Raw genomic sequence first — 22698 nt, 5'->3', positions numbered from 1 at the left:
ATTTTCCCTCCTATTTTTGCGCTTTTTCGGCATAGCTATTATCTACTAATTTGCTATGATCAACGCGTTTTGGGAGCTCTCCTGCTTCATCCATAATATTTTGTAAGTTATCCCATTCTTCTTGATCCAGTGATGGGTTTGTAGCGAATGAATGCTGGCTTTTGTAACGATCTACTACAGTTGTAATGAGTTCAAGATCGGTATCCTGAAAGAAGGGTTCAATTGACTTTGCAATTTCTGCAGAAGAATGAGTATCTACCCACAGTTGAGCCTCATAAAGTGCTTTTGTAAAACGCTCTGCTACATCAGCATTTTTACTCAAATAACTTTCTTTTGCCATAAATCCTGTATATGGAATTTTCCCTGATTCTTTTCCAAATGAAGCTACAATGTGTCCAACCCCTTGTTCTTCAAAGACACTTGCTGTTGGCTCGAATAACTGAACGTAATCGCCAGTTCCAGAAGCGAATGCGCTTGAAATGTTTGCGAAATCAATATTTTGAATGAGGTCCAAATCGTTTTGTGGATCAATTCCTTTCTGTTTCAGCACGTATTCACCAGCCATTTGTGGCATACCACCTTTACGTTGGCCAAGGAATGTACTTCCCTTCAAATCTTTCCATTCAAAATGATCGACTTTTTCTCTTGATACAAGGAACGTACCGTCTGTTTGTGTAAGTTGAGCAAAGTTTATGACAGGGTCATCAGTGCCTTGTGCATAGACATAAATGGACGTCTCTGATCCTACAAGGGCGACATCAGCTCCGTTAGATAGTAGAGTGGTCATTGTTTTATCTCCGCCCCAAGTAGTCGTTAATTCGACATCAATGCCATGCTTCTCAAAAATACCCTCTGAGAGTGCCACGTATTGTGGTGCATAGAAAATCGAGCGTGTAACCTCAGCTACTCTTACCTGATCGTTTCCACTATTTGTACCACACGCCGAAAGAATAAGAAGAAATACACTTGTGTATATACAAAACGTTATAAACCAGTTTCTTTTCATTATCTATCCTCCACATTTGTCACATGAGGTAGGCTCATGTTTTAGATACTATAGCCTATGTATTTTAAAACAATTGGTGTTTTGAATAGGTAAATTAATGGAGGTAGATAGAAAGAGGAGGATGCGCGAAGTGAAGGTGAATGAGTCTTCAAATAAAAAAAGCACCCGTTAAGGTGCTTTTTTCAATGAGACTAAACATTTGGGCCTGCTTGTTTGATTTCGTCAGCTACATTTGAGAATTTGTCGAAGTTCTTCACAAACTTAGTAGCGAGATCTTTTGCTTTCTCATCATATTTCTCTTGATCTTCCCATGTTTGTTTTGGCTGCAATACTTCTGCTGGAACACCTGGACAATGAGAAGGAATATGCAATCCGAAAATAGGGTCTGTTACTGTTTCGATACGATCAAGTTCTCCATTTAAAGCCGCCTGGATCATCGCTCTAGTATATGAAAGCTTCATGCGCTCTCCGACACCATAACCGCCCCCAGACCATCCGGTATTTACGAGGAAGACTTGAACATCATGCTCCATAATTTTCTCGCCGAGCATTTCTGCATAGCGATGGGCAGGTAATGGCAAGAACGGTGCACCAAAGCATGTAGAGAAAGTGGCTTCTGGTGAAGTGACGCCTCTTTCTGTTCCGGCTAACTTGCTCGTGTAACCTGATAGGAAATGAAACATGGCTTGTTCCTTGGTCAGTTTGCTAATTGGAGGAAGGACGCCAAATGCATCTGCCGTTAAGAAAATAATCGTGTTGGGATGTCCGGCAACGCTAGGAATTGCAATATTAGGTATGGCGTCAATCGGATAGGCAGCGCGAGTATTTTCAGTTAGACTAGTGTTATCGTAGTCTGGTTCACGCGAGCCGTTATCCATCATAACGTTCTCAAGAACCGTTCCAAAGCGAATTGCATCCCAGATTTCAGGTTCTTTTTCTTTTGATAAGTTGATGCACTTAGCGTAGCATCCACCTTCAATATTAAAGACACCATTCATAGACCATCCGTGTTCATCATCACCGATAAGAGATCGATGAGCATCTGCTGAGAGCGTTGTCTTTCCAGTTCCAGATAAACCGAAAAATAGAGCAACATCCCCCTCTTTACCTACGTTAGCAGAGCAGTGCATTGAAAGAATATTTCGCTCTGGTAATAAGTAGTTCATAACGGTGAAAATAGACTTTTTAATTTCTCCAGCATATTCTGTTCCACCAATTAAGACGGTTCGTTTCTCAAAGGAGATAATAATAAATGTTTCTGAATTTGTGCCATCCACTTCTGGATCAGCTTGAAAACCAGGTGCAGAAATGACAGTGAATTCAGCGTCATGTTCTTTTAACTCTGATTCATTCGGACGGATGAACAGCTGGTGGGCGAAAAGGTTATGCCAGGCATATTCATTAATAACCTGAATGGGTAGTCTTGATGACTGGTCAGCACCAGCAAATCCTTTAAACACATAAAGTCCCTTTTTCTCACCGAGATAGTTCAACACCTTTGTGTAAAGGTTTTCAAAACTTTTTTCGGAAATAGGTTGGTTTGTTTCCCAGTTCACTTTGTTCTTTACGGAATCTTCCTTTACAATGAACTTGTCCCCAGGAGAACGTCCTGTATATTTTCCGGTTTCTACGCGAAGAGCTCCTGTAGCTGATAGTTGCCCTTCGTTTTTAAATAGTGAATGTTCAACCAGTTCAGACACTGATAAATTCACATGTGGATTATTCTTATTTAATATCGCATCCAATAACGGTGAGGAGAAGGAAGCTGTTTTCATACGTTAAACCCATCCTTTTTTAAAGATTTCGTTGATTGACTTGTTTAACTCAAAAATAGTATAACACATTCATTCAATTATTCTATACTAATCTATGTATTTTTTGCATAAAAAGTGAAAAATGGGTGAATGACTATTTCTTTAGGTTGAAATCCTGTCGCCATTATATAGGAAGTGATTATTTTATGGCTAAAGGATTAGGGTAGTGGTTCGGTCGCTTCGCCCTTGAATTCGAACACAAAGCCCGTGTTCTTTTCGGAGGGCTCCAGCGCTTGTCGAAGCTAAACGGGCGCTTCCGCTTTTCTTCATTGACACATCCTTTCATGTGCGTTATTATATGTCGAGAATGGATACTCTTATCCCGAGCAGGCGGAGGGACAGGCCCGATGAAGCTCAGCAACCAACTCCTATACAACAGGATTAAGGTGCTAACCTGCAAGACGATAGTCTTGGAAGATAAGAGGCGAAAGGCATGAGATATCAGCTCCTTTTCCCTCTGATTGTAGGGAAGGGCTTTTTTAATGTCGTTGAGATTGATGACGCTATAAAAAAAGGTAAGACGATAAGAAATTGAATTCGTTCTCTCGTTTCGGCACAGGGTAATAGGGAAATGAGTACCGTATCCATTACAACATAATTAGATAGGATCCAATCCTTAAGGAGGTACTTGAGTGAGTAATCGTCGTTTGTTTACTTCTGAGTCAGTAACAGAGGGGCATCCTGATAAAATTTCAGATCAGATTTCCGATGCCATTCTGGATGATATTCTTGCGCATGATCCAAATGCGCGCGTTGCCTGTGAAACTACAGTAACAACTGGTCTTGTTCTAGTTTCCGGTGAAATTACAACATCACACTATGTTGATATTCCGAAAGTGGTTCGTGAGACGATTCAAACGATCGGCTATACACGTGCGAAATACGGATTTGATGCTGAAACATGTGCTGTTCTTTCATCTATTGATGAACAGTCTGCAGACATCGCTGCAGGTGTAAACGTTGCTCTTGAAGCACGTGAAGGTACGATGTCAGATGATGAAATCGATGCAATTGGTGCAGGTGACCAGGGGCTTATGTTTGGTTACGCTTGTAATGAAACAGCGGAATTAATGCCGCTTCCGATTTCTCTTGCGCATAAACTAGCGCGTCGTTTGAGTGAAGTAAGAAAAGAAGAAATTCTTCCTTATCTTCGTCCTGATGGTAAAACACAAGTAACAGTGGAATACGATGAAGCTGGTAAGCCGGTTCGCGTTGATACCATTGTTGTTTCTACACAGCATCATCCTGAAATTTCACTTGAACAAATTCAACGTAACATCAAAGAACACGTTGTGAAGCCGGTTGTTCCTGCTGAATTAATTGATGAAGAAACAAAATACTTCATCAACCCAACAGGACGCTTTGTTATCGGTGGACCGCAGGGTGACGCAGGTTTAACAGGAAGAAAAATCATTGTTGATACTTACGGCGGTTATGCGCGTCACGGTGGCGGTGCTTTCTCAGGTAAGGATGCTACGAAAGTAGACCGTTCTGCGGCATATGCTGCTCGTTATGTTGCTAAGAACCTTGTGGCAGCGGGTCTAACAGATCGTTGTGAAGTTCAACTTGCTTACGCTATTGGGGTTGCTCAGCCAGTATCAATTGCTATTGATACATTTGGCACAGGAAAAGTGTCTGAGGAAAGTCTTGTAGAGCTAGTAAGAGAGAACTTCGATCTTCGTCCAGCAGGCATTATAAAGATGCTTGATCTTAGACGTCCCATTTATAAGCAAACAGCTGCGTATGGACATTTTGGACGTACTGATATTGACCTTCCATGGGAACAAACAGATCGTGCAGAATCCCTTAAACAGGGTGCCGGAATTTAATTAATTTCTAAGAAGCCAAAAATATTTTGGCTTCTTTTTTTTGCTCTATCATCCTTTTTGACATCCGTTATATTGTATTGAATTATCATAAAATAGATGGGTGTTGTGATAAAATGGAAGAAAAAATGGAGGAGTGTAATGTGTGAATACTAGTATATTCGGAGAAACCGTGACCGATGTGAATGAACTAAAAGACATGGCAGGAATACCGAGTAAATTGGCTGCAAACAAAGTCATATCTTTTCTTGATAAACACTGTAAAGAGTTCATATGCCGTACACCATTTATTACGATTGCCACCCAATCAAGTACGGGTGGTGATGTTTCGCCAAGAGGCGATGCACCGGGGTTTATTCAGGTTCTAGATGATCATCATTTATTGATACCGGAAAGACCGGGAAATAAACGAATGGACTCATTGATCAATTTATTAGAAAACCCAAATATCGGTTTGCTGCTGATGATTCCCGGCCGAGAAGAAGCGTTGCGTATTAATGGGAAGGCCTTGATTGTAAAAGATAAAACGCTGCTAGAGCAGTGTGAATATAAGGGGAAAACGCCTTTGTTAGGTATTGGAGTAGAAGTAAAGGAATGCTACATTCATTGTGCCAAAGCCTTTAAACGATCATATCTTTTTGAACCTGAACGATGGCCGAGTACTGAGGGGCTCGCCCCAGCTGCCAGAATGCTATCTGATCATGCAAAAATAGGCGAAGAAAAAGTGATTGAATCGTTGAAAGAAAGTTACACTAAACGTCTTTATTGAACAGAAATCGAGCCCAAACCTTTGTGTATGTTTGGTTGAACAATGGAGCAGTAAATGAGATCATACGTATTTGCTATTTTTTGCATTTCATCTAGCGCGTACAAGTTGTGACCATGTGTTGCGAAGATAGAAGGTGCAGTTAAGCCGATTTCGTTAATCCCAAATACAGTAAGAATCATTTTTTTCTCCTTTCTAAGCATATCGAGCTAATCTTTTAATTCCAATTGTTTTCTCATAATCCTCTACTAATCGTCCGAAGATCGCATCCCATGATTGAGTAAGTGCATAACGACGTCCTTCATAACCCATCATTCTCCGTTCGGTATCATCTGATAAGAGACGATTGATAGCGTGGATATATTCGTCTTCTTTATACGGAGAGCAGAAAAGACCGTTTCTTTCTCCAGTGACAACGTCGGATAACCCTCCAGCATTTGCAGCGATAACAGGGGTCCCGGAGGCAAGTGACTCCAATGCGACATTTCCAAATGTTTCAGTAGCTGATGGAAAGATGAAAAGATCTGAAGTAGCGTATAGCTCTGCTAATTCTTTCCCTTCTCTATAACCGGTGAAAGTGACGTTGTTAGGGACGTTTTCTTGAATATGAGGGAGGGCTGGTCCATCACCAACAATCAGCCACCTTGTTTGTTGTTTCAGCTGATCTGGTAACTTCCACATGATTTTTTGTAATGTTTCAAGATTTTTTTCTGGAGCGAGTCGACTAACAAATAAAAGAATATACTTCTCCTGAATATTATATCGTTCACGTAGCGAGTGATTTTTTCTAATCGGAGAATAGTGTTCGCAATCGACGCCTCTTCTCCAAAGCTTGAGGTTCTTAAAACCTCTTCCTTTTAATCGATAGCGCGTTTCATTGGAAGGAATAAAGGTAGTGGAAAATGGTTGATGAAACCAGGTTAAGTATTTCCACATAAAAGGAGAGAACCATTCAAGGTGGTAATGCTTTAAATAGTCATCAAAATTAGTGTGGTATGAAGCAACCATAGGTATGTTATTTTTCTTTCCGTAATGTAGTCCGCACATGCCAATATTAAAAGGTGTCGCGACATGAAGAAGGTCTGGTTGAAAATCTTTAAGTTGGTTGCGGATAAGACTTACGTTAGGAAGGGCAATGCGACATTCGGGATAAAGGAAAAACTTCATACTGGTAAAGCGGTGAATATTACTTGAGAAAAGGTCATCATCTTTCTGACAGTTAGGAGCAAAAAGCATATAATTAACCTGCTGACGGTCCATATACCTGGTTAGTTTACCCAGAGTGCGAGATACTCCGTTAACCTGTGGATAGTAAGTGTCAGTAAAAAGTGCAAGTTTCATGAATAGCCCTCCCTTTTTCAGCTTAGGATGAAAGTTGAAAGAATACCGGATCCGCCACCAAGTATAAAACCAACAAGAACGTCAGAAGGATAATGATGACCTAAGTAAATCCGCGATATGGCAACTAGACTCCCAAGAGCCATTAAGGGAATAGCTAGTGAAGGAATATGAAAGATAAACGGTGTAAGCACAGAAAAAATAGCCGTTGTATGTCCTGATGGAAAAGAATGATCTTTTAGAGGGTATACGAGTATCTTTGTTTCAGGTAGAGCGAGATATGGCCTGTGTCTTGGATAATGCTTTTTAATAAATTGAACAGGTATATGACTGACAGCGAGGGCAAGCGCAGCTTGAAACGCCCATATCTTTAAAGGAGCAGGTAACAGGAACATCAACAAAAGTGTACTTAAAATCGTTGCCCGAGCACCACCCGCATGCGTAACAAATCCAAAAATAGAAGTAAGATACCTTGAATGACACGTTAAATTCACAAACCGAAACATCGTACACTCACGCTCATAAAGCCACCCAACCACTTTACTCAAAAAGAATCCCCCTTCATCCTATGTGTTACTTCTATCCTATACGAGAAATTTAATGCTACTATTAAAGAAATCTTAAAGAATTGTTAAGAGTATAATGAAAAGCGGAGACGAGCGTTTAGAAACGGAGATATTGGAGCTCTTGAACTAGAACAAGCCCCTTTTGTTTGAATTGAAAGGTGAAGCGACCCAGGATCTGGAATATATAGATGGCTTTCAAGAAAATACATAAGATCGTCCACACTCTAACGCTCCAAACGTTTTCAAAAACCACACAAAATACCATGAAAAAAGACCAGGAATACCATCCTGATCTTTTTCTTCAAATTAATGTGAAGTAAATAACATAACCGATTGCAAGTGCTGTTGCGACGATATAAACAAGAAAAATCGGATTGCTAAAGAAAGAAGATTTCACCCTGGCATTCCCTTGATTATCATATTCGCCTTTTTGATTTTGTCCGAGTCTGTACGTCATATATGCCCCTATAAGCAAGGTGATGACGACGAGCACGATCAAGACCATGGTCATTTTGTACACGGAGGCCACCTCGATCCATTAGGATTGTATTGGTAACCTTCCTCAAACTAGCGATAAATATGCGTGCTTTCTAGAGTGGCTTTTGCTCTTTGTAATAGGCAGCTTTTTCAACATATTCTCTTCGAATGCGGTTCATATCCTTTCGATCATCCTCTGTTAATGTTCTAACAACCTTTGCAGGTCTCCCGAAAGCAAGGGAATGAGGGGGGATTTTCTTACCTGGTGGAACAAGGCTTCCTGCGCCAATAAAGGAACCTTCCCCGATCTCAGCTCCATCAAGAATAATGGAACCCATTCCAATAAGTGCCTCTTTGCGAATAATACTACTATGAAGGATTACCTGGTGGCCGATCGTCACACCATCTTCCAGAATGAGTTTTTTATTTGGACTCTGATGAAGGACACAATTGTCTTGAATATTGACCTTATTTCCAATTTCAGTTGGGGCCACATCTCCACGTATGGTCGTGTTAAACCAGACGCTGCTATGTTCCCCGATTGTCACATCACCTGTAATGGTAGTATAATCCGCAATATAGACCGTTTCATGAATCACTGGTTTTTTGTCATGATAAGCATAAAGCATTCCAATCCCAACTTTCATTTATTATAGATGAAATCCTTTCCAAAAGTAGTGTATCAAAAAGAAGGAACCTACATAAGGGGGCTAATGTCCATGCGTATAAAAGAAACTGAATATCCAAAAGCGGTTATTGTGTTAGTTCATGGAGCAAACGAACATCATCGAAGGTATGATTGGCTCGTTTCTAAGTGGATTGAAGCAGGCTATCATGTAGTGCTTGGCGATTTACCTGGACAAGGTGAAAGTACTAGAAGACGGGGCCACATTGATTCATTTAACCAATATATTGAAACGATTGATAAGTGGATCAAGAGAGCTCATGAGTATAAGCTACCTGTGTTCTTACTTGGGCATAGTATGGGAGGACTTGCATCCATCCGTACGATTATGGAAAAACGTCCTTCTCTAACTGGAGTCATTTTATCTTCTCCGTGTATTGGACTAGTTAATCCCCCTAACAAAGGTGTAGACTTGCTCTCAAAAGTACTAAATCCAATTGTCCCTTCTCTAAGGTTAAATTCAAAGCTAGAACCGAACATTGGGACAAGGAATCCAGAGTTCCACAAACGAGATCAAGAAGATCCATTAATGGTTCAAAAAGTATCTGTTAGATGGTACCGTGAACTTCTAAAAGCGATGAAAATAGCCAATGAAGGAGCGAGATCATTTCATAATTTACCATTGCTTGTATTACAGGGTGGCGACGATCGAATTGTAGATAAGCATGCTGTTATTTCGTGGTTCAATCGCATTCCATTAACAGAGAAAGCATTTAAAGAGTGGGATGGATTTTATCATGAGGTGTTTAATGAACCAGATCGTGAAGATGTATTTCAAACGGCAAAATCATTTGTTGAGTTAAAACTTGAATTATTAGAGCGTAAGGAAAATAAGATAAATAATTAATACAGGAGTGGGATCACTTGAAAGTACCAAGTCAACCGTGGACGCTAATGTATAGTATTTATAGACGCGTCTTACCAAGGGTTCATCATGAATTAGAATATTGGAGGAAGCGGGCTGAAGAAATCCCTAATCCTGAATTGAGAAAGCAGGCGTTAGATAGCATTGATTCAAAAACGTTTCACTGTGAAGGTGGAGGGATTTATGGATTGCTTGCCGGGAAAGAAATTGATCGTTCTATTTCATTTATCGCAGCTTACCAGACGATAAGTGACTATCTGGATAACTTGTGTGATCGAAGTACTTCGCTTGATCCAGAAGACTTTAGTGCATTACATGAGGCAATGGCGGAGGCTCTTTCCCCTGAAGTTGAAGCTTCAAATAACTATTATCGGTATCGTGAAGAAAAAGATGATGGAGGCTATCTATTAGAACTGGTTCAAACGTGTCAAAAAGTCATTCGTGAATTGCCGAATCAAAGGGAAGTGCAGCCTGCCTTACTTGAACTCTGCCATTACTATTGTGATCTCCAGGTACATAAGCATGTTACAGAGGAAGACCGTGTTCCAAGGTTGAAAAGCTGGTTTGACCAGCATAAGCAACAGCTTCCAGAAATGACATGGAATGAATTCTCAGCGTGTGCTGGATCAACCTTAGGGATTTTCTGTCTTGTATCTTACTCATTAGGAGACATGATCCCTAAGGGCGGTACAGCTATGATTAAGGAAGGTTATTTCCCCTGGGTTCAGGGTCTTCACATAATGCTGGATTACTTTATAGATCAGGAAGAAGATCGAGCAGGTGGCGATTTGAATTTTTGTTTTTATTATAAAGACAATGATGAGCTCGCTCAGCGTGTTGCTCACTTCATTAAAGAAGCGGATAAAAGTGTTGAAAGTCTTCCACATTCTTCCTTCCATCGATTAATTAATCGCGGTTTACTTGGTATTTACCTTGCGGATCGTAAAGTAATGGAACAGAAAGACGTGCGCTCTCTTGCTCGTAAAATTATTCGAATTGGAGGAAGATCGAGCCTTTTCTTCTACTTTAATGGTTGGGTTTATAGAAGACTTCACAAAGCGTCTCAGTAAAAGCGTATAAAAAACGCTCTTTCGTGAGAAAAGAAGCCTATAGGATTTTGAAAGGGGCTCTTAAAATGAAAAAGCGTTACTATGTGGCTGTAAGTTCGGGCGAGATACTCGAAGATCAAGGGGCATCGAGCTATAATTTTGAAATCGATGCGGATGAGGAAGATATCTTCAAGCTCAGTGAGCTATTTGATCTGACAGATAAGGATAGTCGCCTATCGTTATATCGTTCACATGTTCCAGCTATGAGTTATCATGAAGATAAGAACAATGATGATTATGATAATCATATGAAAGAGATCTATGGTCTTTTACACAAATTAGGGAATAAGAAAACAAGAGAACATATCGAAACGATGGGAATTCTATAGAGAATAGAGGCTGTGCAGATGCACAGCCTCTTATTTTTTGCTGATGGCAAGAATATAGGGTGGTTCATTGATTTGGTTAATAAATTGGTATTTTAGAACTTGATACTGTGACTGATCGAGATCTGAAGCGAAATCTGACACCTTTTCACTTTCAATTTTACCTTCTGGATGTCCTGGGTAGACGACTAGAATAAGGAGCCCTTCTGAACGAAGCAAATGTAGGATGTCTGTTACTGCTTGGATCGTTTCTTCAGGTTTCGTCACAATAGTTTTATCTCCACCTGGGAGGTAGCCAAGGTTAAAGATTGCGGCAGAAACGTTTCCTACATCTTTCGTCTCAATTTTGCTATTGATTGAAGCGTGACTCTCGTGGAATAATGCCACCTGGGCAGATTGCTTAGCTTCTGTCAGCCTTTTTTCTGTAGCTTCAATCGCCTCAGGTTGGATATCAAAGCCATACACTTTTCCTGAATTCCCAACTGATTCAGCTAGGAAGAGAGTGTCATGTCCGTTTCCACAAGTGCCATCAATAGCAATGCCTCCTTCTTTTAATACTGAATTCAGTAGCGTTCTTGTAAAAGGTAATATTCGTTGCATGATCTGTAATCCTTTCTAACAATTAAAATTTTCTTAAATGAGTCTTCTGAAACTTACCCTATCAATTTATTAGGACGTCGAGGTTTAGAGTGGCTTCTTGTTTGCTTCTAACTAAGTATGACTTTACCATGATCGACCTTTTACTCCAACTAACATCTTTATGTGTTTGGGAATATCTGGCTCGTGGTACAGAGTACTATACAAAAAAATGAGGTGATCATATGGCAGAGCATGAAAAATCACATAAACAAGGCGAAACTAATAATCCCGAGCAATTACCAGATAAGGAAAAAAATCAGCTCGACGAGGATGCTTCAGAAATGAATGTCGATGCGATTCCATTAGAAGATTTAAAAGAAGAACAAAAAGAAGAAAAAGATAAGCCACATTCCAAAGATGATTCGGCTAGTCAAAAAAAGCATCGTAAAGGATAACGTACCCAATCAGGGTGCGTTTCTTTTTTTGAGATATCCGCTTACTGTATTAATTGGAATTGTTCTTTTGGCACACATGCTAATTCATCGAATATAAGGACAGCGGATGTATAGATTACGAAAAAAACGTCTATTCTGATAATGTTCTTGACATTTCTCACAAGTATTCATACAATACAAATTATATACGTAACTAGTGAAACCAAAGATAATGATAAGGAATAGTAACAAAAATTCTATTACTAGAGAGTTAACGGCTGGTGGAAGTTAACATAGGAGATTTGTGAACTCACCTTTGAATCGGAAGCCTGAATAGAGTAAGGTTGCCCGTATGCCTGCGTTAAAGGCCTTAAGTGAGTGCTGTTTCTAGCACTAAGCCGGGTGGTACCGCGGGTGATTGTGAATATTAGATTCTCAACCTCTCGTCCCTGTTGATGAACAACGGGGACGGGAGGTTTTTTTATTTTTTTGCAAGGACTGGAAGGAGAGAGTGACAATGGCATTTGATCACAAAACAATTGAGAAGAAGTGGCAACACTTCTGGGAAACAAACAAGACTTTTAAGACAGAAAACGATGCTAATGGTGAAAAAATTTATATTCTTGATATGTTCCCATACCCCTCAGGGGCTGGGCTACATGTTGGGCACCCTGAAGGATATACAGCTACGGATATCCTTTCACGTATGAAGCGAATGCAGGGATATAATGTTCTTCACCCAATCGGATGGGACGCATTTGGACTTCCGGCAGAGCAATATGCTCTTGATACAGGAAATAATCCACGAGATTTTACTCAAAAGAACATTGACACATTCCGTCGTCAAATTAAAGAGTTAGGTTTTTCTTATGATTGGGATAGAGAAGTTAATACAACAGATCCACAATACTATAAATGGACACAGTGGATTTTCACAAAGCTTTACGAAAAAGGACTTGCGTACGTAGATGAAGTGGCTGTTAACTGGTGTCCAGCACTTGGAACGGTTCTTGCGAATGAAGAAGTGATCGACGGTAAAAGTGAACGTGGAGGCCACCCGGTAGTTCGTAAACCAATGAAGCAATGGGTTCTTAAAATTACAGAGTATGCCGATCGTCTACTTGAAGACCTTGAAGAGCTTGACTGGTCTGACAGCATTAAAGAAATGCAGCGTAACTGGATTGGGAAATCTGAGGGTGCTGAAGTAACATTCACGATTGACGGTCATGATGAATCGATCGATGTGTTTACGACGCGTCCTGATACACTTTTTGGAGCTACGTATATGGTCCTTGCACCTGAGCATCCTTTCGTTGACAAAATTTCTACTAGTGAACAAATCTCAAAAGTTGAAAGCTACCGATCAAAAGTACAAACAAAGAGTGACCTTGAGCGTACAGAGTTATCAAAAGAGAAGACTGGCGAGTTTACTGGCGCGTATGCCATTAATCCAATCAATAATGAGAAGCTTCCAATTTGGGTAGCAGATTACGTTCTAATGAGCTATGGAACAGGAGCTATTATGGCAGTTCCAGCTCACGATGAGCGCGATTATGAGTTCGCTACTACATTTAATCTTCCTATTAAAGAAGTCGTTGCTGGAGGAGATGTATCCAAGGAAGCTTATACAGAAGACGGAAAGCATGTGAACTCTGATTTCTTAAACGACCTTGAGAAAGTAGAAGCAATTACGAAAAGCATTGAATGGCTAGAGGAAAAAGGAAAGGGAACGAAAAAAACGACGTATCGTCTTCGCGACTGGTTATTTAGTCGTCAGCGTTATTGGGGCGAGCCAATTCCAATTATCCATTGGGAGGATGGCACAATGTCTGCTGTCCCGAAAGAAGAGCTTCCTGTCGTTCTTCCTGAAACAACGGAAATTAAACCGTCAGGAACTGGCGAATCTCCTTTAGCTAATATTGAGGATTGGCTGAACGTAGTTGATCCTAAAACGGGCATGAAGGGCCGACGTGAAACAAACACAATGCCGCAATGGGCTGGAAGCTGTTGGTATTACCTTCGCTACATTGATCCGGATAACGATGAAATGCTAGCTGACCCGAAAAAACTCGATGAGTGGTTGCCTGTTGATATGTATATCGGCGGTGCGGAACATGCGGTTCTTCACTTGTTATATGCTCGTTTCTGGCATAAAGTTCTTTATGATATCGGTGTTGTGCCAACAAAAGAACCATTCCAACGTCTCCGAAATCAAGGGATGATCCTTGGTGAGAACAACGAGAAAATGAGTAAATCAAAAGGAAATGTTGTTAACCCTGATGAAATTGTCGAAAGCCACGGTGCTGACACGCTTCGTCTATATGAAATGTTTATGGGTCCGTTCGAGGGTTCTATTGCATGGTCTAACAATGGTTTAGATGGCGCGCGCCGTTTCCTTGATCGTGTGTGGCGTTTATTTGGTGAAGGGGATCTAACGAAGTCTTCTATTTCTGAAGAAAATTCAGGAGAAGACATGGAGCGCGTCTACCACGAAACGGTTAAAAAAGTAACTGAGGACATGGAAGGCTTACGCTTTAATACAGCTATTTCACAAATGATGGTATTTGTGAATGAAGCATATAAGCAAGAGTCAGTTTCCGTTACATTAATGGAGGGCTTTGTGAAGTTGCTATCTCCAATCGCACCGCACCTTGCTGAAGAGCTGTGGAGTGCGCTTGGACATGAGGATACACTCGCATATGCAAACTGGCCAATGTTTGACGAAAGCAAGCTTACTGTAGATGAAGTAGAAATTGTAGTGCAAATCAATGGAAAACTTCGTGCCAAAATTTCTATTCCGACTGAAGCATCTCGTGATGAAATGCAAGAAATTGCTTTAGAGCATGAGAAGATTAAAGGTCAACTTGATGGCAAAACACTTCGAAAAGTGATTGCAGTACCAGGAAAGCTAGTTAATATTGTAGCTAATTAAGGTTGAACCCTCTCCTAACGACTAAGGAGAGGGTTTTTGAATGTAAACTACGGATGGGAAATTTTTAAACAACTCGAATAACCTTTTCCTAAAGCTGAGAATACTACTAAGATGAGTGGAAGATAGATTTCTTGTATTGAAGGTGCAAATCATGTACGATTGAATTTGTTGAAGTGATTATAACTGAAAAATCCATATTAAAACTGTACGAGAGGGGTATGTTTTTATGAGTAACGAAATTAAGACGGTAACACCTCAAGAGGTTCAAGAGTTACTTAATGAGGGCAAAAATGTTTCATTAATCGATGTTCGTGAGGATGAAGAAGTAGAAGAAGGCATGATCCCTGAAGCAAAGCATATTCGTCTTGGCACACTTCCGGAACGACTTGATGAGATCAATAAAGAAGAAGAACATATTATGATTTGCCGTTCAGGACGTCGTAGTGAGCGCGCATGTGAGTACTTGCAAGAAGCTGGTTATGAAGTGAAGAACATGGTTGGCGGTATGATGAAATGGGAGGGTAAAGTGAAATAGCCCTGCTAAAAAGGAGAGAGATTGAATGGCGATATGGGGAACGGCTTTAGCAGCTGTTGCATTTACTTTAGGATTATGGAGAGTCATTTATCCTTATTCTTATATGAAGCCAATTAATATGGAGCGGTTTGATGATGATAAATATTGTCTAATCGATGTGAGAGATTACATTCTTTCACACCGGACACCTTATGAAAAAGCAAAGAACATCCCGCTTTCTTATCTAGGCAGACAAACGAAAGAAAACGAAGTGTGTGATAAAGAGATTATTGTTCTTGCGGAAGATCGAAAAGCAGCACGTCTTGCTGTTAAAATTTTGATGAAACAACGCAAGCAACCTATTTATTACATGACAGTTTCTTAAGTACGACGTCTTTTGGAGCTGGTCTCTAAAAGGCGTTTTACTGAATCTTTAATCCTAGTAAGTTGATAAGATTAATAAATCATAGCACTTTTTTCTCCATTGTCCAAGTAAATTGCCTTAAAGCTCTCTATTCATTTTGTTGATTCCTAGGTATATCGCTCGGTTCGTAAGTGGATCAAAATATGAGAAAAACAATCGTTCTTGCTCATGATCTGGTATAATGATGGAAAAGACTACACCGAGGTGTTGAAATGAAAGCAGATCTTATACGTGCAATGATGGATTTACAGGCTTTGCGACAGCTACAGCCTAACGCATTAGGCAAGCAACAGCCGTCTACTTTTTCCTTTACAGACATGCTTGAGCAAGCTCTCTCAACTCAAAGTACAGGACAGCAAATGAAAGCAGAAGTCCCTGTAAACTCAACCTCGGTGAATTCCTATGGCACATACAATTCCCAAATAGTACCGTCGACTAATTCTTCGTACACATCTTCATCGCTTGAAATTGATGGATATATTGAAGAATTATCGGCTAAATATAGTGTTGATCCAAAACTTGTTCATTCGATTATTAAACAGGAATCTAGCTATAAATCCGATAGTGTTAGCGGAGCAGGAGCTATGGGATTAATGCAATTAATGCCCGCAACTGCCACTTCACTTGGTGTGAAGGACCCTTTTGATCCTGGACAAAACATTGAAGGTGGCGTGAAATACATTAAGCAAATGATGGATAAATATAATGGCAATATTAAGCTTGCATTAGCAGCTTATAACGCTGGACCTGGGAATGTTGATCGTTACGGTGGGATTCCTCCATTCGAAGAAACGCAAAATTATGTTTCAAAAGTAATGGGTCATTACCAGACATAATAAGTAAAGGCTGTCTCGTCGACCGCTCTTCAGCAGTCGTAAAGGAGGCAGTTTTTTATATGGAACGGGACTTAGAACCGTTCCAATCTTGACCAAGATGGGTCATGGTTTCTTATGGCCTTAAAGATAATAAAGATAATTGTTATACTAAACACGAGGTGAATAATTTGAACGAATTTAAAGAAATGGGACTTGATGAACGTCTCGTTAAACAACTAGAAGTTCAGGGGATTAGTACCCCGACCGATATTCAAAAAGAAACAATCCCTGTTATGTTACAAGGAAAAGACGTGATTGCTCAGGCCCAGACAGGAACGGGTAAAACTTTTGCGTTTTTACTACCGATACTTGAAAAAATGGATACAGAAGCACCTGAAGTGCAGGCTCTTATTGTAACCCCGACACGAGAGCTAGCCATCCAAATCTCATCGGAACTAATGAAGTTAGTAGAACATCGCGATGACATTAATGTACTAGCTGTCTATGGTGGTCAGGATGTAGAGAGACAGATTAAGCGCCTTAATAAACAAGTACACATTGTTGTAGCAACGCCTGGACGTCTGCTTGATCACGTTCGGAGAGAGACCATTGACTTATCCCATACTTCTTATCTTGTATTAGATGAAGCTGATCAAATGCTTCATATCGGTTTCCTAAGAGAAGTGGAAGATATTATTAGTGAAACGCCTGAAAGTCGTCTTACAGCTCTTTTTTCTGCAACGTTATCAAGTGATATTAAACAGCTTGCAAAGAGATTTATGCGTTCCCCTGAGAAAATTAGAGGGAAGGAAAAAGGGAAAACTGTCGAAGAAATCGAGCAGTTTGTAATTGAAACGACCGATCGGAGGAAGTTCGCATCGCTTACCGAAACCATCGATGAGGTCAGACCGTTCCTCGGGATTATTTTCTGCCGTACAAAGCGTAGAGTAAGTAAACTAAATGGAGATTTAAAAGCAAGAGGCTATTTAACTGACGAGCTTCATGGTGATTTATCACAGTCGAAACGAGAAGGTGTCATCAAGCGATTCCGTGATGCTAAAATCCAGCTTCTAGTAGCAACAGATGTGGCAGCGCGTGGTCTTGATATCGAAGGTGTTACCCATGTCTTTAATTATGATATTCCTCAAGATACAGAGAGCTATATCCACCGAATTGGTCGAACGGGACGAGCTGGTGGCGATGGAGCTTCGTATACGTTTATTGCTGCAAAAGATCAGGCCTTTATTCAAATGATTGAAAAGGGAATCGGTAAAAAACTTGCCAGAAAGAGCGTTGAGGGTGCATTACCTTCGCATGAAGAGCGTAACGATCGTAGAGAGAATGATCAAAGAGGAAGAAATCATCGATCTTCACGGAAGCCAGGGGCATCGAACAATCGAAATAACGGAAGAAATCGAAACAAACGATAAGTTAAACGAAAGAAAGAGGGACCTGTCTATGGACTGGTCCCTCTTTCTTTGCATGTATTCACCTTAAAAATATCTAGTGGTTGAACTAAACGGCGGATTCCGCTTTCCTTTCGGCTGCGCTTTTTCCTGCTGTATAGCCTGTGACGAAGGCTGATGTAATATTGTATCCGCCGGTATACCCATGAATATCGAGTACTTCACCACAAAAGTAAAGACCAGTTGTGAATTTTGACGCCATTTCTTTTGGGTTAATTTCTTTTAGAGATACTCCGCCACCTGTTACGAATGCTTTATCGATTGGAAGCGTACCGTCTATGGCCACCTGGAACTGCTTTAATAGCCGCACGTATTCGCGCACTTTTTCTTTCGATAAGTGAGCGTAAGTTGTATCTGGAGAAATTTCTGCTTTGTTAAGTAGAAAGAGCATATATCGCTCTGGAACTTTACTTTTCCAAATGTTCTTAATCGCTTTTTTTGGCTCTTCTTTTGCGAGTTTCATATGCTCGCGAAATAATTCTTCTTCGTTTTGATCTGGTACGGCATCAATTTGTAAGGGAATATACTGAGCATTAAATTTTTTCATTGCTTTAACGACATATTGACTGCAGCGAAGAACAGCGGGGCCAGATAGTCCGATATGAGTGAAGATCATATCCCATCGATGTGTCTTTATTATCTTTCCTTTTGGATTGAGAACGGATAGGGCGACATCTCTTAACGATAAGCCCTGCAGTTCTTTATTTTTGATAATAGGTTCACTAGATGTAAGAGGCACTTCAGTAGGATAAAGATCTGTGATGGTATGACCACCTTCTTTTGCCCATGCATATCCATCACCTGTTGAACCAGTATGTGGAACAGATTTTCCTCCTACTGCAATAACTACATTTGAAGAGTGGATCTCTTCTTTTGTTTGTAGCTTCACTCCAGCTACTTCTCCATCCCTATATAGAACTTTCTCAACTGGGGTGTTTACTTGGATAGTCACATTCAACTGGCGTACTTTGTTTAGGAGCGCATTTACAACAGATTTTGCATCATCAGTTACGGGAAACATTCTACCGTGATCTTCTTCTTTTAATTTAATGCCTAGATCTTCAAAGAATGTGATGATATCCTCATTATCAAATATGTTAAATGCACTGAATAAAAACTTCCCATTACCTGGAATGAATTTAATTAGTTCATCTAGTGGAAGGCGGTTAGTGACATTACACCGTCCTCCCCCAGAAATGGCTAGTTTTCGCCCAAGCTTATTACCTTTATCAACGAGAAGTACTTTTGCTCCATGTTCAGCCGCTGATACAGACGCCATGAGTCCGGACGGGCCACCGCCAATCACAATGACATCATAGTTCATACTTACACCTCTCTCATTTTGCTACACACAAACATACCACAATTTGTACTGATTATAAAAGTTTCACAAAAATTTATATTTGTTGTTACTAGGTAAATAGCTTAAAATGGAGAAGTGTATTTCATAACTGTTGAAAATTGTTGATAGATGACGAATAGATATAGTTGAATGGTTAGAAGTAGGAGATGGAGAAATGTCTGATTCAAATGTGATTAGAGGGACGATGCTGTTATCTGCAGCCACCCTTTTTTCTAGGATTATTGGTATGATTTATATGTTTCCTTTTACAGCACTAGTTGGTACACAGGGGGTAGCGCTTTATACGTATGCTTATACTCCTTATACCATTATGCTTAGCCTGTCTACGGTTGGGATTCCATTGGCTGTTTCTAAATTTGTATCTAAATATCATACTCTCGGGGATTATCGAACTGGTCGGAGGCTGTTTAAATCAGGACTTCTTTTAATGTCTCTTACTGGATTCGTTGCGTTTTTAGCTCTCTTTTTATTGGCAGAACCAATTGCTCATATCGTCATTGATGAAGGTAATGAAGGTAACACGATTGCTGATGTAACATTGGTTATCCGTGTTGTGAGTATGGCGTTATTGATCGTACCGATTATGAGTTTAACTCGAGGGTTTTTCCAGGGGCTTCAATCAATGGGGCCAACGGCCGTTTCGCAAGTCGTTGAACAAATCTTTCGTATTGTTTTTATTCTAGTATCAAGTGTTATTATTATGAAATTTATGGACGGAGATGAGGCAACTGCTGCTACGTACGCTACGTTTGGCGCTTTCGTTGGTGCAGTAGGTGGACTGATGGTCGTCTTCTGGTATTACAGAAAACGTAAACCTGCTTTAGATCAACATTTGGCTGAAAGTACGGTTGATCATAATGTGTCGTTAAAGGATATGTATAAAGAAATTATTACGTACGCTCTTCCGTTTGTCGTTGTTGGTCTAGCAATTCCATTGTATTTGCAAATTGATACTTTATTAATTAATCCGGCGCTAAAGAGTATTGGTTATGATAAACCCGCTTATGAAGAAGTTTTTGCGATTATTACAGGCCTTGCTCATAAATTGATTATGATCCCAGTTTCTCTTGCAACAGCTCTTTCAATGACGATTATACCGGCCATTACGAAATCATTTACAGCAAATCGTGAAGGTGCTTTGCAAACTCAGTTAACACAAACCTTCCAGATTTTATTGTTTTTGACTACTCCAGCCGCAATTGGACTAGCGGTTCTATCTGAACCGATATTTAGAGTGCTATATCCTACAGTGAATCAGGAACTCGGAAGTTCGTTGTTAATGTGGTATGCGCCAACTGCTATATTGTTTGCTCTTTTCTCTGTAACGGCTGCTATCCTACAGGGAATAAATAAACAAAAATTTGCGGTTTATAGCTTACTTGCAGGATTAGCCCTTAAAGCAGGCTTAACTTACCCATTCGTCACAATTTTTGAAGGGAAAGGTTCTATCCTAGCTACAAATCTTGGATTGTTTACATCGGTGTTAATTACGATCATTATTATTAAGAAATATACTGAATACGAATTTGGTTTTCTTTCAAGGAGATTGCTGCTTATCGGTATCTTTGTTGTCGTGATGGCCGTGGCTTCTAAACTTTCGATACTACCATTGGAATTTCTCATACCTGATTTGTATCGTTCAACAAGTGAAGGTGGTAGCATGCTGTATTCAATCATTAACCTGGTGATTGGAGTAACAGTTGGAGGAATTGTATTTCTATGGCTAGCCTACCGATCAAACCTTGCAGGCTTAATTTTAGGAGAGCGATTCTCATTCTTAAAAAGACGTTAAAAAATGAAGGCCAAAATGGCCTTCATTTTTTTGAGAGATGATATTAATATCCGTAGTCCTCATCTCTTATTCCAATTTGTCTTTCAATCCTTGTAATTCGACGATCTTGTCGTCTTAATTGACGCTCAATTTCTCTTAATTGCTGTTCGATGTTTCCTGGGTATCCTGGTTGGCCAGGGTAACCGGGCTGACCAGGATATCCTGGGAATCCGGGATACATTTGATACCCTTGCCCTTGCTGACGATCATACATAAAGATCCCTCCTTAAATAGGTACCTGATAGTGTATGTGAATGCTGGGCAGTGTTGCTGGGCATATGTCCCGTGTTATACTGAGTTTTTCTGATACCAGCTTAATTGTTCTCCAATTCCAAGACCTTTGAGAGGAACCTCATATTTGTAATTGAAATGATTTAGCTGCGGTTCAAGGTGTTTGCGATAGACAGATCCTCCGTGCAAACACACAACAATATCTGTAGACGTTTCATACTGAGAGAATTGCTCAATTACTTTTTGAGCCCATTCCTCACGTTGATGATGTGTAAATGTTTTGATAGATACATCATATGGATCCATGATATCGTCTGGTAATAAGAGGCCGTCTTTGGCATTATAAAAATACATGCGATCATAGTGGTGTGATGCATACTCAAGCGTTTTTTGAAATAAAGGACTCTGGTAAAATTCTGTAACAGGTGCTGATTTATTACTTTTCTTACGAGCCGTTGCTAAAAGTCCAACTTTCACAGTCATTCGATTCACTCCAAACGTGCATATTGGCATTTAACGTTTACATACCCTTCAGAACTAGAAAGTATGCTAAAAAAGTAAATAAATCGTGGGAAAAATATGGAAAAGGATTGATTTTATGCGTTTAGATAAACTATTGGCAAATATGGGCTATGGAACTAGAAAGGAAGTAAAAAAACTTCTTAAGACAGGCGTTGTCCGTGTTGATGAAGAGATTATTAAAGATCCAAAGCAACACGTTAACACTGAACAGAACCAAGTAACGGTTCATGAAGAAATAGTTGAATATCGTGAATTTATTTATTTGATGATGAATAAGCCAGCAGGTGTGATTTCAGCAACGGAAGATGAAGACGATGAGACCGTCATTGACATTCTCATTCCTGATGATCAAGTTTTTGAACCATTTCCTGTCGGTCGTCTTGATAAAGATACAGAAGGATTGCTTATCATTACGAATGATGGAAAGCTCGCGCATCATTTAACGTCACCAAAACATCATGTTCCTAAAACATACTTCGCTAATATTAATGGTGTTGTTACAGAAGAAGATGTTCATGCTTTTGAAAAAGGTGTCACTCTTGATGATGGTTACGAAACAAAACCAGGTGAATTGACCATTCTATCATCGGATGAGGTCTCGGAGATTGAATTAACGATACATGAAGGGAAGTTTCATCAAGTAAAGCGGATGTTTGAAGCAGTCGGAAAGCAAGTCGTTTATTTGCAGCGGATTCAAATGGGGGATATTCACCTTGATCGCGATTTAGAACCGGGGGAGTACCGCGAATTAACAGCTGAAGAAGTAGACATTCTGCATAAGTAAGTCCTCCTCTGATGAAGGAAGGTTT

General features: G+C 40.1%; 24 protein-coding genes, 1 riboswitch and 1 other annotated feature. Of the genes, 13 read left to right on the top strand and 11 right to left on the bottom strand.

Annotation, left to right across the window (positions count from 1 at the left end; all coding sequences use genetic code 11):
• Positions 1-10: 10 nt before the first annotated feature.
• Both AC0VYH_RS16665 and pckA read right to left on the bottom strand, forming a co-directional pair.
• Positions 11-1006: an ABC transporter substrate-binding protein gene (locus tag AC0VYH_RS16665; protein ID WP_475372767.1), complete on the bottom strand. Its 996-nt coding sequence runs from the start codon at positions 1004-1006 to the stop codon at positions 11-13.
• Between the two features lie 191 nt (positions 1007-1197).
• Positions 1198-2781, bottom strand: coding sequence for a phosphoenolpyruvate carboxykinase (ATP) (gene pckA, locus AC0VYH_RS16660; protein ID WP_194219202.1), 1584 nt, complete (start codon positions 2779-2781; stop codon positions 1198-1200).
• Positions 2782-3134: 353 nt separating this feature from the next.
• Positions 3135-3244: riboswitch (SAM riboswitch) on the top strand.
• 208 nt (positions 3245-3452) lie between these two features.
• Between pckA and metK the strand changes: the two genes are divergently transcribed.
• Complete coding sequence (metK, locus tag AC0VYH_RS16655; protein WP_194219203.1) at positions 3453-4649, top strand: methionine adenosyltransferase; 1197 nt, start codon at positions 3453-3455, stop codon at positions 4647-4649.
• Between the two features lie 142 nt (positions 4650-4791).
• Entirely contained in the window at positions 4792-5415 is a 624-nt protein-coding gene (locus tag AC0VYH_RS16650) for an MSMEG_1061 family FMN-dependent PPOX-type flavoprotein (protein WP_475367821.1), read from the top strand.
• Here AC0VYH_RS16650 and AC0VYH_RS16645 read toward each other — a convergent pair.
• The 5 genes from AC0VYH_RS16645 to AC0VYH_RS16625 form a co-directional block, all read right to left on the bottom strand.
• A complete protein-coding gene (locus AC0VYH_RS16645; protein ID WP_475367820.1) occupies positions 5409-5594 on the bottom strand; it encodes a hypothetical protein in 186 nt (61 codons plus the stop codon). The genes AC0VYH_RS16650 and AC0VYH_RS16645 overlap by 7 nt on opposite strands.
• 13 nt (positions 5595-5607) lie before the next feature.
• Positions 5608-6753, bottom strand: coding sequence for a glycosyltransferase family 4 protein (locus AC0VYH_RS16640; protein WP_430245968.1), 1146 nt, complete (start codon positions 6751-6753; stop codon positions 5608-5610).
• A gap of 17 nt (positions 6754-6770) precedes the next feature.
• A complete protein-coding gene (locus AC0VYH_RS16635; protein ID WP_194219628.1) occupies positions 6771-7256 on the bottom strand; it encodes a phosphatase PAP2 family protein in 486 nt (161 codons plus the stop codon).
• Positions 7257-7617: 361 nt separating this feature from the next.
• Positions 7618-7836, bottom strand: a complete 219-nt coding sequence (locus AC0VYH_RS16630) for a hypothetical protein (protein WP_206759433.1) — start codon at positions 7834-7836, stop codon at positions 7618-7620.
• A 70-nt stretch (positions 7837-7906) separates the two neighbouring features.
• Complete coding sequence (locus tag AC0VYH_RS16625; RefSeq protein ID WP_430246000.1) at positions 7907-8422, bottom strand: gamma carbonic anhydrase; 516 nt, start codon at positions 8420-8422, stop codon at positions 7907-7909.
• A 90-nt stretch (positions 8423-8512) separates the two neighbouring features.
• On the opposite strand from AC0VYH_RS16625, the gene AC0VYH_RS16620 reads away from it, so the two are divergent.
• From AC0VYH_RS16620 to AC0VYH_RS16610, 3 genes are all read left to right on the top strand, one after another.
• The gene (locus AC0VYH_RS16620) at positions 8513-9325 is read left to right on the top strand and encodes an alpha/beta hydrolase (RefSeq protein ID WP_194219207.1); all 813 of its coding nucleotides are present in this window, start codon (positions 8513-8515) and stop codon (positions 9323-9325) included.
• A 17-nt stretch (positions 9326-9342) separates the two neighbouring features.
• A complete protein-coding gene (locus AC0VYH_RS16615; RefSeq protein WP_430245965.1) occupies positions 9343-10413 on the top strand; it encodes a tetraprenyl-beta-curcumene synthase family protein in 1071 nt (356 codons plus the stop codon).
• A 65-nt stretch (positions 10414-10478) separates the two neighbouring features.
• The gene (locus AC0VYH_RS16610; protein WP_226614834.1) at positions 10479-10781 is read left to right on the top strand and encodes a hydrolase; all 303 of its coding nucleotides are present in this window, start codon (positions 10479-10481) and stop codon (positions 10779-10781) included.
• A 30-nt stretch (positions 10782-10811) separates the two neighbouring features.
• Here AC0VYH_RS16610 and mnmM read toward each other — a convergent pair whose 3' ends face one another.
• On the bottom strand, positions 10812-11378 hold the full coding sequence (gene mnmM, locus AC0VYH_RS16605; protein WP_475365640.1) for a tRNA 5-(aminomethyl)-2-thiouridylate-methyltransferase MnmM: 567 nt from the start codon (positions 11376-11378) through the stop codon (positions 10812-10814).
• A gap of 221 nt (positions 11379-11599) precedes the next feature.
• On the opposite strand from mnmM, the gene AC0VYH_RS16600 reads away from it, so the two are divergent.
• The 6 genes from AC0VYH_RS16600 to AC0VYH_RS16575 all read left to right on the top strand — a co-directional run bounded on the left by AC0VYH_RS16600 (position 11600) and on the right by AC0VYH_RS16575 (position 17906).
• A complete protein-coding gene (locus AC0VYH_RS16600; protein ID WP_283153844.1) occupies positions 11600-11812 on the top strand; it encodes a hypothetical protein in 213 nt (70 codons plus the stop codon).
• Positions 11813-12014: 202 nt separating this feature from the next.
• Positions 12015-12245: a binding site (T-box leader), on the top strand.
• 63 nt (positions 12246-12308) lie between these two features.
• Complete coding sequence (leuS, locus tag AC0VYH_RS16595; protein ID WP_430245957.1) at positions 12309-14723, top strand: leucine--tRNA ligase; 2415 nt, start codon at positions 12309-12311, stop codon at positions 14721-14723.
• A 226-nt stretch (positions 14724-14949) separates the two neighbouring features.
• Complete coding sequence (locus tag AC0VYH_RS16590) at positions 14950-15258, top strand: rhodanese-like domain-containing protein (protein ID WP_430245955.1); 309 nt, start codon at positions 14950-14952, stop codon at positions 15256-15258.
• 25 nt (positions 15259-15283) lie between these two features.
• Positions 15284-15622 carry a rhodanese-like domain-containing protein gene (locus AC0VYH_RS16585; protein WP_194219213.1) on the top strand — a complete coding sequence of 113 codons (339 nt, stop codon included), beginning with the start codon at positions 15284-15286 and terminating at the stop codon, positions 15620-15622.
• 251 nt (positions 15623-15873) lie between these two features.
• Positions 15874-16497 carry a lytic transglycosylase domain-containing protein gene (locus AC0VYH_RS16580; protein ID WP_430245953.1) on the top strand — a complete coding sequence of 208 codons (624 nt, stop codon included), beginning with the start codon at positions 15874-15876 and terminating at the stop codon, positions 16495-16497.
• Positions 16498-16655: 158 nt separating this feature from the next.
• Positions 16656-17906, top strand: a complete 1251-nt coding sequence (locus tag AC0VYH_RS16575) for a DEAD/DEAH box helicase (RefSeq protein WP_475367504.1) — start codon at positions 16656-16658, stop codon at positions 17904-17906.
• An 85-nt stretch (positions 17907-17991) separates the two neighbouring features.
• Here the strand turns inward: AC0VYH_RS16575 and AC0VYH_RS16570 are convergent, their stop codons facing one another.
• Positions 17992-19266 (bottom strand): BaiN/RdsA family NAD(P)/FAD-dependent oxidoreductase, encoded by a 1275-nt coding sequence (locus AC0VYH_RS16570; RefSeq protein WP_475365639.1) that lies wholly within the window; start codon positions 19264-19266, stop codon positions 17992-17994.
• A gap of 193 nt (positions 19267-19459) precedes the next feature.
• Between AC0VYH_RS16570 and AC0VYH_RS16565 the strand changes: the two genes are divergently transcribed.
• Entirely contained in the window at positions 19460-21097 is a 1638-nt protein-coding gene (locus tag AC0VYH_RS16565) for a putative polysaccharide biosynthesis protein (protein WP_475372766.1), read from the top strand.
• A gap of 43 nt (positions 21098-21140) precedes the next feature.
• Here AC0VYH_RS16565 and AC0VYH_RS16560 read toward each other — a convergent pair whose 3' ends face one another.
• Both AC0VYH_RS16560 and AC0VYH_RS16555 read right to left on the bottom strand, forming a co-directional pair.
• Positions 21141-21350, bottom strand: a complete 210-nt coding sequence (locus tag AC0VYH_RS16560) for a hypothetical protein (protein ID WP_194219217.1) — start codon at positions 21348-21350, stop codon at positions 21141-21143.
• A gap of 74 nt (positions 21351-21424) precedes the next feature.
• Entirely contained in the window at positions 21425-21850 is a 426-nt protein-coding gene (locus AC0VYH_RS16555; protein ID WP_194219218.1) for a DUF6884 domain-containing protein, read from the bottom strand.
• A gap of 115 nt (positions 21851-21965) precedes the next feature.
• Here AC0VYH_RS16555 and AC0VYH_RS16550 point away from each other — a divergent pair, with 115 nt between their 5' ends.
• The gene (locus AC0VYH_RS16550) at positions 21966-22673 is read left to right on the top strand and encodes a pseudouridine synthase (protein ID WP_475365637.1); all 708 of its coding nucleotides are present in this window, start codon (positions 21966-21968) and stop codon (positions 22671-22673) included.
• Positions 22674-22698: the final 25 nt, after the last annotated feature.

This window comes from Anaerobacillus sp. QJM3NY_32 (genome assembly GCF_056173645.1).
This window is presented reverse-complemented; position numbering and strand designations above follow the sequence as displayed.

What these genes read in the sequence shown, in the direction of transcription:
- AC0VYH_RS16665 (WP_475372767.1), bottom strand. Translation starts at nt 1,006, where the DNA reads ATGAAAAGAAACTGGTTTATAACGTTTTGTATATACACAAGTGTATTT.
- pckA (WP_194219202.1), bottom strand. Translation starts at nt 2,781, where the DNA reads ATGAAAACAGCTTCCTTCTCCTCACCGTTATTGGATGCGATATTAAAT.
- AC0VYH_RS16645 (WP_475367820.1), bottom strand. Translation starts at nt 5,594, where the DNA reads ATGATTCTTACTGTATTTGGGATTAACGAAATCGGCTTAACTGCACCT.
- AC0VYH_RS16640 (WP_430245968.1), bottom strand. Translation starts at nt 6,753, where the DNA reads ATGAAACTTGCACTTTTTACTGACACTTACTATCCACAGGTTAACGGA.
- AC0VYH_RS16635 (WP_194219628.1), bottom strand. Translation starts at nt 7,256, where the DNA reads ATGTTTCGGTTTGTGAATTTAACGTGTCATTCAAGGTATCTTACTTCT.
- AC0VYH_RS16625 (WP_430246000.1), bottom strand. Translation starts at nt 8,422, where the DNA reads ATGCTTTATGCTTATCATGACAAAAAACCAGTGATTCATGAAACGGTC.
- AC0VYH_RS16620 (WP_194219207.1), top strand. Translation starts at nt 8,513, where the DNA reads ATGCGTATAAAAGAAACTGAATATCCAAAAGCGGTTATTGTGTTAGTT.
- AC0VYH_RS16610 (WP_226614834.1), top strand. Translation starts at nt 10,479, where the DNA reads ATGAAAAAGCGTTACTATGTGGCTGTAAGTTCGGGCGAGATACTCGAA.
- mnmM (WP_475365640.1), bottom strand. Translation starts at nt 11,378, where the DNA reads ATGCAACGAATATTACCTTTTACAAGAACGCTACTGAATTCAGTATTA.
- AC0VYH_RS16600 (WP_283153844.1), top strand. Translation starts at nt 11,600, where the DNA reads ATGGCAGAGCATGAAAAATCACATAAACAAGGCGAAACTAATAATCCC.
- leuS (WP_430245957.1), top strand. Translation starts at nt 12,309, where the DNA reads ATGGCATTTGATCACAAAACAATTGAGAAGAAGTGGCAACACTTCTGG.
- AC0VYH_RS16590 (WP_430245955.1), top strand. Translation starts at nt 14,950, where the DNA reads ATGAGTAACGAAATTAAGACGGTAACACCTCAAGAGGTTCAAGAGTTA.
- AC0VYH_RS16585 (WP_194219213.1), top strand. Translation starts at nt 15,284, where the DNA reads ATGGCGATATGGGGAACGGCTTTAGCAGCTGTTGCATTTACTTTAGGA.
- AC0VYH_RS16580 (WP_430245953.1), top strand. Translation starts at nt 15,874, where the DNA reads ATGAAAGCAGATCTTATACGTGCAATGATGGATTTACAGGCTTTGCGA.
- AC0VYH_RS16570 (WP_475365639.1), bottom strand. Translation starts at nt 19,266, where the DNA reads ATGAACTATGATGTCATTGTGATTGGCGGTGGCCCGTCCGGACTCATG.
- AC0VYH_RS16565 (WP_475372766.1), top strand. Translation starts at nt 19,460, where the DNA reads ATGTCTGATTCAAATGTGATTAGAGGGACGATGCTGTTATCTGCAGCC.
- AC0VYH_RS16560 (WP_194219217.1), bottom strand. Translation starts at nt 21,350, where the DNA reads ATGTATGATCGTCAGCAAGGGCAAGGGTATCAAATGTATCCCGGATTC.
- AC0VYH_RS16555 (WP_194219218.1), bottom strand. Translation starts at nt 21,850, where the DNA reads ATGACTGTGAAAGTTGGACTTTTAGCAACGGCTCGTAAGAAAAGTAAT.
- AC0VYH_RS16550 (WP_475365637.1), top strand. Translation starts at nt 21,966, where the DNA reads ATGCGTTTAGATAAACTATTGGCAAATATGGGCTATGGAACTAGAAAG.